The organism is Streptomyces pseudoechinosporeus (assembly GCF_054783935.1).
Genome location: NZ_BAAGPS010000023.1, coordinates 347090 through 357334, shown reverse-complemented (window position 1 = coordinate 357334; position 10245 = coordinate 347090). Strand labels below are relative to the sequence as shown.

Sequence of the window (10245 nt, the reverse complement as noted above, 5' to 3'; positions counted from 1 at the left end):
CCCACGCCCGGGCCGCCGCGCTGGGCCGGGCCGAGCGGCACGGCGTGACCGTCGCCGCCGCGCGCGCCGCCGCCGAAGGCATCCGCTTCGGGAAGTGCGCCGAGGAGCAGGACGGCCCCGGCAGCCGTGAGTGCGGCACGGTGACGGTGCCGCTCGACTACGCGCAGCCCGACGGCAAGAAGATCAAGCTGACCGTCAGCCGCACGCGGGCGACCGGCAAGCACGGCAAAGACGACAAGGATGACAAGCGGCGGGTCCCGCGGCAGGGCTCGCTCGTCTTCAATCCGGGTGGCCCTGGCGTCTCCGGCATGCACTTCCCGCTGGTCGGCCTGCTCCCCGAGTGGAAGCGCATCGCGGCGGCGTACGACCTCATCGGCTACGCCCCACGCGGAGTGGGCCGCTCCGCGCCGCTGTCCTGCCAGGACCCGAAGCGGCTCCTCAACGGTCCGTCGCAGTCGCCGGCGAACCCTTCGGAGTCGTACAAGAAGAAGCGCATCGCGCAGGCGAAGGCGTACGCGCGCGGCTGTCTGAAGCGTTCCGGCAGCGGGCTGCGGCACTTCACATCGCTCAACAACGCGCGCGACCTGGACGTTCTGCGCGCCGCGCTCGGCGAGCGGAGGCTGACCTTCATGGGCGCCTCGTACGGCACGTACATCGGGGCCCTGTACGCGACGCTGTTCCCCTCGCACGTACGCCGGATGGTCTTCGACTCGGCCGTGAACCCGGACCCGGAGCGGATCTGGTACCGGAACAACCTCGATCAGTCGCGCGCCTTCGAGGGGCGTTGGGCGGACTTCCGCGTGTGGGTGGCCAAGCACGACAAGGTGTACGGGCTCGGCAGCACGCCCGAGGAGGTGCTGCGCAGCTACGAGAAGGTGCGGGCGCGGCTCGCCGCCGAGCCGGCGGGCGGGAAGGTCGGGCCGGGGGAACTGCAGAGCGCGTATCTGCAGGCCGGTTACTACGACGACTACTGGCCGCGGCGCGCGGAGGCGCTCTCCGCGTATCTGAAGGGCGATCCGAAGCCGTTGATCCAGCAGGCGGGGCCACAACCGGAGGCGGTGGCCGAGCAGGAGAACGGCGACGCCGCCTACACGGCCGTCGAGTGCAATGACGCGCCCTGGCCGACGGACTGGCGTACCTGGGACCGTGACAACACGCGGCTCGCGCGCGTGGCGCCCTTCGAGACGTGGGCCAACGTCTGGATGAACCTGCCGTGCGCGTACTGGCAGTTGCCGCGGCAGCAGCCCCTCGACGTACGAACGTCACCCGGCGAGCTGCCGCCGACGCTGATCCTGGCCGCCGAGCGGGACGCGGCCACGCCGTACAAGGGGGCGCTGGAGCTGCGGCGACGGCTGTCCGGCTCGGTGCTGGTGACCGAGCGGGCGGCGGGCGCGCACGGGATCGGGGGCGGGGCGAACCCGTGCGTCAACGGCCACCTCGACGCGTATCTGCTGGAGGGCAGGCTTCCGGCGCGGGGCGAAGAGTGCGGGCCGCATCCCGAGCCGAAGCCCGTCTCGCCGGGCGACCGCTTCCGGCCGAGGGCCGCCCAACATGCGAGCTAGTCCTGGCGTCCTGTCGTCAAGCCCAGGTCAGGCCAGCCCCGCGACCAGCTCGCCGATGTCCTTGCGACGGCCCGTGTAGAACGGGACCTCCTCGCGGACGTGCATCCGGGCCTCGGAGGCGCGCAGGTGGCGCATGAGGTCGACGATGCGGTACAGCTCGTCGGCCTCGAAGGCGAGGATCCACTCGTAGTCGCCGAGGGAGAACGAGGCGACTGTGTTGGCGCGCACGTCCGGGTAGCCGCGGGCCATCTTGCCGTGGTCGGCGAGCATGCGGCGGCGGTCCTCGTCGGGCAGCAGGTACCAGTCGTAGGAGCGCACGAAGGGGTAGACGCTGATGTAGTTGCGCGGCGTCTCGTCGGCGAGGAACGCCGGGATGTGCGAGCGGTTGAACTCCGCGGGGCGGTGCAGCGCCATGTTCGACCAGACCGGCTCCAGGGCGCGGCCCAGCTTCGTACGGCGGAAGAGGTTGTACGCCTCCTGGAGCTGGTCGGCGGTCTCCGCGTGCCACCAGATCATGAGGTCGGCGTCGGCGCGCAGTCCGGACACGTCGTACGTGCCGCGGATCGTGACGTCCTTGGCGGTGAGCTGGTCGAAGAGCTCCTGGACCTCGTCCGCGTAGCCGGCGCGGTCCTCGGGGAGGACGTCTCGCAGCTTGAAGACGGACCACAGGGTGTAGCGGATGACCTCGTTCAGGTCCTTGGCCAGCTTGCCCTTGTTCGGGATCTTGGCCGGGCCGGTGGTGGGGGCGTCGTCACTCATGGGGCTATTCTCCCGCTCCGCCGTGCGGACTCTGCACCGGGTTCTTGATCAGTTCGTCCAGTCCGCCGCGGTCGCCGCTCAGCTGGTCCACGGTGGCGTACGCGCTCGCGATGCACGCCGGGATACCCACTCCGTCGTACGCCGCTCCGCACACGGCGAGGCCCGGCAGCTTGCCGACGTGCTCCCGGATGCGGCTCACGCGCGCGTGGTGCCCGACGGGGTACTGGGGCAGGCCGTCGGTCCAGCGCGTGACGCTCGCCGCGACGGGTGCGGCGTCGAGCCCGGTGGCTTCCCGCAGGTCGTGCCTCGAGACGTCGACGAGTTCGCCGTCCTCGCGTCCGAGAATCTCGGTCTCTCCGTATCGCCCCACGGACGTGCGCAGGACCAGCAGGTCCGGGTTCTCCTCGTCGATCCACCCCCACTTCTGGGAAGCGAACGTGGACGCCTTGATGGTCCGCCCGTCAACAGGCGGCACCAGAAAACCGCTCCCTTCAGGGAGGCGGATTTCATCGCGTCGGTAGGCGAGCGTGACGAGCGCCATGGAGGCGTACTCGACACCGGCCAGCTCAGCCGCGGCAGCGGGCGCTTCGTCCCGCAGCAACGCGGCAGCCGCGCCGGCGGGAACGGCGACGACAACGCCGTCGGCATGGAGCACACGCCCTCCTGCGACGATGCGCCAGGCCGTGGGCAGCCCTTCGCCGCGCGGCCGCGCCTCTGCCGGCCCGCCCGCGGTCGCCGCCACCGAGGCCTCACCAGATCGCCCAGCCGCCTCCCCCGCGGCCCTGCGCAGCTCCGTCACCCGCGCCCCGGTGACGATCTCGCCGCCCCGCGCCCGTATCAACTCCGCTACCGCGAGCGGCAGTTGGCCGACGCCGCCCTCGATGCCCATGAAGACGGGGCCGGTCTGCTGGGCGGCAGCCGCACGGGCCTGGATTCCCCGGACCGCCTCCGTCAACGACGTGTGCGTACGAGCCGCCTCGAAGAGCTGGGGGACGGCCGAGCGCATGGAGATGCGGTAGGCGTCGCCCGCGTAGACGCCGCCCAGGAGCGGCTCGATCAGGCGGTCCACCACCTCGCGGCCCAGGCGGGCCGCCACGTACTCCCCCACCGCCACGTCGTCGCCGATCTCCGTGCGCGGCAGGTCGGCGTCGCGCTCGATGCGGTGGACGCCCTCCTCGGAGAGCAGTCCGGCGAGGGCGGACGCGGTGCCGGGCACACCCATGACGTGGCCCTTGGGCATGGGCCGCAGCGCGCCCCGCGTCCAGATCGACGCGCTCGCCGTCGCGGGCGGCCGGAGCCGGGCGTCGAGGCCCACCTCGCGGGCGAGCGCCACCGCCTCAGGGCGCCGGGCCAGCATCGACTCGGCGCCGAAGTCGACCCGCGCACCCGCGATCTCGCCGGGGAGCAGCTTGCCGCCGAGCCGGTCCGAGGCCTCCAGGACGGTCACCCGCGCACCGCTGTCCAGCAGCCGGTGCGCGGCGGCCAGACCGGCGATGCCGCCCCCGATGACGACGACGTGACCGGGTCCCGTACGAGTGTCTGCGTGCATGTCTCCACTGTCCCACTCCCCACTGACATCCCTTCGCCCCCCTTCGGGCCCTCCTTCGGCCCGCGGTGTCCATGACGAGTCCGGACCGTGACCTGTTCGGGACCGGATACGTCCAACGTCCCGCCCTGCTCCGGCGTCGAAGGAGCGTCAGTCATCACGACACTCTCGGGGGTATGCCGGCATGCAGACGCGTGGCACCACATCCAGGCACCGATCCATACGGTCCGTACGACCTGTCCAGACTCTCGCGGCGCTGTTGCTGGCCGCCGCCCTCGCGCTCGCGGGGTGCAGCGGTGCGGACGAGGCCGGCGGCTTTGAGTCCGGCAGCGGCGACAAAGCCGCCGCCCGCACCGAGGAGAGCGGGGCCGGCCACCAGGACAGCAGCAGCGACGGCAAGGGCCAACAGGCCGCCGCGCCGCCGAAGTTGAGCGCCACCCACATCATCCGTACCGCGTCCCTGACCGTGCAGGTCAAGGACGTACCCAAGGCGCTCGCCGAGGCCCGTACCGCCGTCGAGAACGCGGGCGGCATCGTCGGCAACGAGACCACCGACCGCGACTCCAAGGGCCGCGAGCGCTCGCGGGTCGTCCTGCGGGTGCCCACGGACCGGTACGAGGAGGTGCTCGAGGAGCTGGAGGGCGCCGGCAAGCTGATCGACCGGACGGCGAAGGCGGAGGACGTCACGGACCAGGTCGTCGACGTGGAGAGCCGCATCACGACGCAGCGCGCCAGCGTGATCCGGATCCGTGAGCTGATGGACCAGGCGACCAAGCTCAGCGATGTGGTCACGCTGGAAGGCGAGTTGAGCAGCCGTCAGGCCGACCTGGAGTCGCTGCTGGCCCAGCAGGCATCCCTGAAGGACCGTACGAGCCTGGCCACGATCACCCTGTCGCTGTCCGAGACGCCGGTGAAGGCGGCGGAGGACGAGGACCCGGGGCTCGCGGACGCGCTCGGGGGTGGCTGGGACGCGTTCGTCGCCACGTTCCACTGGATCGCGATGGCGTTCGCCGCGGTGCTCCCCTTCGTGGTGGGCGCGGCGCTGCTCCTGCTGCTGTGGATGCGTTTCCTGCGACACCGGCTGCCGCGCCGCCCGGCCACGGCAGGTGCGGGCGCGGGTACGGCGACGGCCGGCATGTCCCTGCCGGTCGCCCGGCCGGCGCCGGGTGAGGACGGCAAGGAGGACTGACAGGACTGAAATGCCGCACCCCCGTAGCGTGTTCGTATGAGCATGAGCCGTACGAGAGAACGCCTGGTGGTCGTCGGAGGGGACGCGGCGGGCATGTCCGCCGCGTCCCAGGCGCGCCGTATGAAGGGCCCCGACGAACTGGAGATCATCGCGTTCGAGCGCGGCCACTTCAGCTCGTACTCCGCATGCGGCATCCCGTACTGGGTGGGCGGCGACGTCGCGGACCGGGACCAGCTGATCGCGCGCAGCCCCGAGGAGCACCGGGAGCGCGGGATCGACCTGCGGATGCGTACGGAGGTGACGGCGCTGGATGTCGCGGGCGGCCGGGTCCGCGCCCGTGACCTGGAGGCCGGGGCCGAGGCGTGGACGTCGTACGACAAGCTCGTGATCGCGACGGGCGCCCGGCCGATCCGTCCGCCGCTGCCCGGCATCGACGCCCCGGGAGTGCACGGCGTGCAGACCCTCGACGACGGCCAGGCCTTGATCGACACGCTGGCCCGTACGTCCGGCCGGCGCGCGGTGGTGGTCGGCGCCGGCTACATCGGCGTGGAGATGGCCGAGGCGCTGATCAACCGCGGGTACGAGGTGACGGTGGTCAACCGCGGCAAGGAGCCGATGTCCACACTCGACCCCGACATGGGCCGGCTGGTGCACGAGGCCATGGAGGGCCTGGGCATCACGATGGTGAACGACGCCGAGGTCACCAAGATCCTCACCGGCGAGGACGGCCGGGTCCGCGCGGTCGCCACGGAGGACGCCGAGTACCCGGCGGACGTGGTGGTGCTCGGCATCGGCGTACGCCCGGAAACGACGCTCGCGCAGGCGGCGGGGCTGCCGCTGGGCGACCACGAGGGGCTGCTGACCGACCAGGCCATGCGGGTACGCGGCTACGAGAACATCTGGGCCGGCGGCGACTGCGTGGAGGTCCTCGACCTGGTCTCCGGCCGCGAACGGCACATCGCACTGGGCACGCACGCCAACAAACACGGCCAGGTGATCGGCGCGAACGCCGGCGGCGGCTACGCCACGTTCTCCGGCGTCGTCGGCACGGCGGTCAGCAAGGTCTGCGACCTGGAGATCGCCCGCACAGGCCTCCGCGAAAAGGACGCACGCAGGGCAGGCCTCCAGTACGAGAAGGTCACCATCGAGTCCACCAGCCGCTCCGGCTACTACCCGGGCGCCGCCCCGATGACGGTGAAGATGCTCGCCGAACGACGCACCGGCCGCCTGCTGGGCGTCCAGATCGTCGGCCGCGAGGGCGCGGGCAAACGAGTGGACATCGCAGCGGTAGCCCTGACGGCAGGCATGACGGTAGAACAACTGACATCCCTGGACCTGGGCTACGCGCCCCCGTTCTCTCCGGTCTGGGACCCGGTACAGGTGGCGGCCCGCAAGGCGGTAGGAGCAGTATTCGGCCGAGGGTAATCGTCTATCCGGGGGCCCACTGGAGGCGCCCCTTCAGGGACGCGGGGAACTGCGCGACCAGCCACAACGCACCCGCAGCTCAGATACAACCTCTGCTCAAACGAACCCCCTGCTCAACCAGCGGAGCGTACGCGTGGCCCTCCGCGCCGGCCACGCGCACGCGCTCACGGCCCAGGGCACCGAAGACGCCTGGGGGAGTCAGGGCTCCGGAGCCCCGACGACGTCTCAGGCACCCTGAGCCGCTCCAGGGGTGGTTCCGTTGATCTTCTCTATGGCCTGCCGAGCCTGCTCGCCAGGCGACCGCGGCAACGACGAGACCGGCGACACCTGCGGAGGCTGCGGCGCCGACTGGGGCCGCGCGTGCGAGCCGGGCTGGCGGCTGCGCAGCCGGTGGCTGGCCGCCTCGTCGAGGGTCACGGGGCGCTGCATGCTGGCGGCGAGCCGACCGGCTTCCTGGCCGAGCGCGGCCACGTCCTCCCACGACAGTCTGAGCACGAGGGCTACTTCCGCCTCGCCGTCCGGCGTGGCGATCATCGGCGGAGTGACTCGGTCGTTCATTGACCTGTTCCTCACGTGTTGCTGGGATCACGGCGGTTGCCGAAACATACGCAGACGCCCGCGCTCCCGTTCAGACCCGTTCAGAGCGGCCCGGTCGCGGGCAGAAGTTCCTTGTGGTCATCCCCGTCCATGATGTGAACCCGGCTCGCCGCACACCGTTCGTGACGTACGCGCTGATCGGTGCCAACGTCCTTGTCTTCCTGGCCACGCCGGGCGTGGCCGCCTCGCTGGTCGGCGAGAGCAGTCTCACGCAGCTGTGCCAGCTGCAGGCGTTCCTGGACCAGTGGGCAGCGGTGCCGCGCGAGATGATCCACGACCGGACGCCGGCCGTCGTGCCCACCGGCGACGTGGCCATGGGCCCACAGGGACCGGGCTGTGTGGTGGGCCCGCCCGACTACGACAAGTCGCCCCCGCTGTCGGTGTTCACCGCGATGTTCCTGCACGGCAGCTGGCTGCATCTGCTCGGCAACATGCTCTTCCTGCTGATCTTCGGAAACAACATCGAGGACCGCCTCGGCCACGTGCGCTACCTGCTGTTCTACGTGGCCTGCGGCTACGCGGCGGCGTACGCCTTCGCCCTCGTCAACGCCACCTCCGGCGACCCGCTGATCGGCGCGTCCGGTGCGATCGCCGGTGTCCTGGGCGCGTACCTGGTCCTCTATCCGAAGGCCCGGGTCTGGGTCCTCGTACCGTTCCTGATCTTCCTGCCGCTGCGGCTGCCCGCCTGGCTGGTACTGGGCTTCTGGTTCGGCCTCCAGGCGGTGTACTCGTCCGGCGTCGGCGTCTCCGAGGCCGGCACCGTCGCATACGTCGCCCATGTCGTCGGCTTCGTGGCAGGCATGCTCCTCGCCTGGCCCCTGCGCCCGGGCACCCCACCGCCACCGGAGCCGCGTGGCCTGCTGTTCGGCAGGCGGGCGCGGCCGGGACAGACTTGGAACCGGCGGTACTAAGCGGGTCCGGGGAAGTGCGGGTGCGTTCCCGCGTCGTTCGGTGCGTGCTCTGGGGGTCCCCCCGGCCGAAGGCTGGGGGAGTGCCGGACGAAGGCCCTCGATGGGGGTGCCCCCGGTCGAACGAAGTTGAGACTGGGGGAGGAGCTACTTGGGCCTTTGGCCGGTGCGGCGAGTGGGGGCACCTCCCACGCCCTTAAGGCAGTGGGGGCGCGTGCCGGGCGGCGTGGGGGCGTGCCTGAACTTCCCCGGGGTCGCTTAGCCGACAGTCCGCGTGTGGACGTACTCCGTGAGCCGGGTCAGCGCGTCCGGGTCCGTGCTCGGCAGGACGCCGTGGCCGAGGTTGAAGATGTGGCCCTCCAGGCCCGCGGCGGCGTCGAGGATCTCCTGCGTCTTGGTCTCGACGGCCTCGGTGGTGGAGAAGAGGACCGCCGGGTCGAGGTTGCCCTGGAGCGCCTTGCCCGGGCCGACGCGGCGCGCGGCCTCGTCGAGCGGGACGCGCCAGTCGACGCCGACGACGTCCGCGCCGGCCTCGCCCAGCAGGCCCAGCAGTTCACCGGTGCCGACCCCGAAGTGGATGCGCGGAACCCCGTACGACCGCACAGCCTCGAAGACCTTCGTGGAGGCGGGCATGACGGAGCGCCGGTAGTCGGCCGGTGCCAGGGCGCCGACCCACGAGTCGAAGAGCTGCACGGCCGAGGCGCCCGCCTCGATCTGCACCTTCAGGAAGGCGGCCGTGATCTCCGCGAGCCGGTCGAGGAGTTCGGCCCACAGCTGCGGATCGCCGTACATGAGGGCCTTGGTGTGCTCGTGGTTGCGGGACGGGCCGCCCTCCACGAGGTAGCTGGCGAGCGTGAACGGGGCGCCGGCGAAGCCGATGAGCGGGGTCTCGCCGAGCTCGGCGGTGAGCAGACCGATGGCCTCGGTGACGTACGCGACGTCCTCGGGCGTCAGGTCGCGCAGCTGCGCGAGGTCCGCGCGGGAGCGGATCGGCTTCTCGACGACCGGGCCGACGCCCGGCTTGATGTCGAGGTCGACGCCGATGGCCTTGAGGGGGACGACGATGTCGCTGAAGTAGATCGCCGCGTCCACGTTGTGCCTGCGCACCGGCTGCAGCGTGATCTCCGCGACCAGCTCGGGCCGCATGCACGACTCGAGCATGGGGATGCCCTCGCGCACCTTGCGGTACTCGGGCAGCGAACGCCCGGCCTGCCGCATGAACCACACCGGCGTATGCGGCACGGGTTCACGCCTGCACGCCTTGAGGAAGGTGGAGTCGTACGCGGCTGTCGGCTGCTGCTTGCCCATGGGGCGGTCGTTGGCGCTCACGCCAAAAAGTCTCGCACGCCGCACGGGGCGCCCCGTACCGCCCACGGCCACACCCCGTCACGGTCACAAACACAGCGAAACCGAGCCGTTCCCGCCCAACCGCCGGAGGCACGGGTGTCTCTCCCTGCGCGAAGCCGTCGTTCCCCTTAATCTTCCCCGCATGGCTGCGGCTCAAGGACGACTGTCGGACGGCACTGGCGGGATGGACGACGCCAAGGAAGCCGAGGAAGGGGAGCGGAAGGGCGCGGACGCGGCTCCGCTGCCCTTCCGCACGGCCGTCGACGCGTTCGGCACGGCCCGGCTGCGGCCGGAGATCGAGATCGAGCCGACCCCGCCACCGCAGCGGCTCGCCCCGTTCGCGTACGCGCTGGAGGCCGCGGTCGTCGACGGCGACGACGACCTGGCGGACGGCCGGCTCATCCTCCTCCACGACCCCGCCGGACACGAGGCCTGGCAGGGATCGTTCCGTCTGGTCACGCTCGTACGCGCGGAACTGGAACCGGAGATGGCCGCCGACCCACTGCTCCCCGACGTCTGCTGGTCCTGGCTGACCGGCGCGCTCCAGGCCCGCGGCCTGTCGTACGGCGAACCCAGCGGCACCGTCACCCGCGCGAGCTCCCACTACTTCGGCGGCCTCTCGGAACGCCGGCCCAACTCCCAGATCGAGATCCGCGCCTCCTGGACCCCCCGCGAGGGCCTCGGCGGCGTCCCGGACACGGCCTCCCACCTCGCCGCCTGGTGCGACCTGCTGTGCCAGATCGCGGGCCTGCCGCCGGTCACCCCGGGTGACCCCTCGGTCGTGACCCTCCCTCAGCGCCGCGGCCCCCAGCCCCGCTGAGCAATCCCTTTATCCATACGACCACTTTCAGCCGCGTAACGAAGCGGAGTGAACTCGTTCGATCTTCGGGCGATCGATAGCCCGTCCGAATT

9 protein-coding genes are annotated in these 10245 nt (G+C 71.4%); 5 read left to right on the top strand and 4 right to left on the bottom strand.

Annotated features, from left to right (window positions below; all coding sequences use genetic code 11):
- Positions 1-20 precede the first annotated feature (20 nt).
- The gene (locus ACYVO6_RS25075; protein ID WP_461064890.1) at positions 21-1562 is read left to right on the top strand and encodes an alpha/beta hydrolase; all 1542 of its coding nucleotides are present in this window, start codon (positions 21-23) and stop codon (positions 1560-1562) included.
- Positions 1563-1589: 27 nt separating this feature from the next.
- On the opposite strand, the gene hemQ is transcribed toward ACYVO6_RS25075, so the two are convergent.
- Positions 1590-2321, bottom strand: coding sequence for a hydrogen peroxide-dependent heme synthase (gene hemQ / locus ACYVO6_RS25070; protein ID WP_461064728.1), 732 nt, complete (start codon positions 2319-2321; stop codon positions 1590-1592).
- 4 nt (positions 2322-2325) lie between these two features.
- A complete protein-coding gene (gene hemG, locus ACYVO6_RS25065) occupies positions 2326-3870 on the bottom strand; it encodes a protoporphyrinogen oxidase (protein WP_461064726.1) in 1545 nt (514 codons plus the stop codon).
- Positions 3871-4051: 181 nt separating this feature from the next.
- On the opposite strand from hemG, the gene ACYVO6_RS25060 reads away from it, so the two are divergent.
- Both ACYVO6_RS25060 and ACYVO6_RS25055 read left to right on the top strand, forming a co-directional pair.
- The gene (locus ACYVO6_RS25060; protein ID WP_461064724.1) at positions 4052-5056 is read left to right on the top strand and encodes a DUF4349 domain-containing protein; all 1005 of its coding nucleotides are present in this window, start codon (positions 4052-4054) and stop codon (positions 5054-5056) included.
- Positions 5057-5092: 36 nt separating this feature from the next.
- The gene (locus ACYVO6_RS25055) at positions 5093-6481 is read left to right on the top strand and encodes an FAD-dependent oxidoreductase (RefSeq protein ID WP_461064722.1); all 1389 of its coding nucleotides are present in this window, start codon (positions 5093-5095) and stop codon (positions 6479-6481) included.
- A 225-nt stretch (positions 6482-6706) separates the two neighbouring features.
- Here ACYVO6_RS25055 and ACYVO6_RS25050 read toward each other — a convergent pair whose 3' ends face one another.
- Positions 6707-7039 carry a hypothetical protein gene (locus tag ACYVO6_RS25050; RefSeq protein WP_461064720.1) on the bottom strand — a complete coding sequence of 111 codons (333 nt, stop codon included), beginning with the start codon at positions 7037-7039 and terminating at the stop codon, positions 6707-6709.
- A gap of 113 nt (positions 7040-7152) precedes the next feature.
- Here ACYVO6_RS25050 and ACYVO6_RS25045 point away from each other — a divergent pair, with 113 nt between their 5' ends.
- Positions 7153-7989, top strand: coding sequence for a rhomboid family intramembrane serine protease (locus ACYVO6_RS25045; RefSeq protein ID WP_461064718.1), 837 nt, complete (start codon positions 7153-7155; stop codon positions 7987-7989).
- A 255-nt stretch (positions 7990-8244) separates the two neighbouring features.
- Here ACYVO6_RS25045 and hemE read toward each other — a convergent pair whose 3' ends face one another.
- Positions 8245-9315 (bottom strand): uroporphyrinogen decarboxylase, encoded by a 1071-nt coding sequence (gene hemE, locus ACYVO6_RS25040; RefSeq protein WP_461064716.1) that lies wholly within the window; start codon positions 9313-9315, stop codon positions 8245-8247.
- Positions 9316-9475: 160 nt separating this feature from the next.
- On the opposite strand from hemE, the gene ACYVO6_RS25035 reads away from it, so the two are divergent.
- Positions 9476-10153 (top strand): DUF3000 domain-containing protein, encoded by a 678-nt coding sequence (locus ACYVO6_RS25035; RefSeq protein WP_461064714.1) that lies wholly within the window; start codon positions 9476-9478, stop codon positions 10151-10153.
- The last annotated feature ends 92 nt before the right edge of the window (positions 10154-10245 follow it).